2 tRNA genes and 1 rRNA gene are annotated in these 461 nt (G+C 47.3%); all 3 read left to right on the top strand.

The window, feature by feature from the left end:
* Positions 1-67, top strand: a 16S ribosomal RNA gene (locus GM655_RS22585); the annotation flags it as partial.
* A 76-nt stretch (positions 68-143) separates the two neighbouring features.
* Positions 144-220, top strand: a tRNA-Ile gene (locus tag GM655_RS22580).
* A 12-nt stretch (positions 221-232) separates the two neighbouring features.
* A tRNA-Ala gene (locus GM655_RS22575) sits at positions 233-308 on the top strand.
* Positions 309-461: the final 153 nt, after the last annotated feature.

The following is a 461-nucleotide window of genomic DNA, read 5'->3' as shown; positions in this document are numbered from 1 at the left end:
ATTCGTGACTGGGGTGAAGTCGTAACAAGGTAGCCGTATCGGAAGGTGCGGCTGGATCACCTCCTTTCTAGAGTGGCACTGATCTTCGGATCGCCATCAAGCGTTCACACTTATCGACTGTAAATAAGAGAAGAACAGCATTTGGGGCTGTAGCTCAGCTGGTTAGAGCACCGTGTTGATAACGCGGGGGTCGTTGGTTCGAGTCCAACCAGCCCTACCAGTTTTACCCAATGGGGGATTAGCTCAGCTGGGAGAGCACCTGCTTTGCAAGCAGGGGGTCGTCGGTTCGATCCCGTCATCCTCCACCAAAAGTTCAAACGTAAGTCAGCCAGTCTGGTTGCGATTTAGGTTTGATCTTTTAGAGATCAAGTGCTGTATGTTCTTTAACAATCTGGAAGAAGTAAGTAAATTTTTATTGATCGTTTTACGGTAAAACGTAAGACGATGGGTAATGATTGTAT

Origin of the sequence: Pseudoduganella danionis, from assembly GCF_009720775.1 — a bacterium.
GTDB classification, from domain to species: Bacteria; Pseudomonadota; Gammaproteobacteria; order Burkholderiales; family Burkholderiaceae_D; genus Rugamonas; species Rugamonas danionis.
This window is presented reverse-complemented; position numbering and strand designations above follow the sequence as displayed.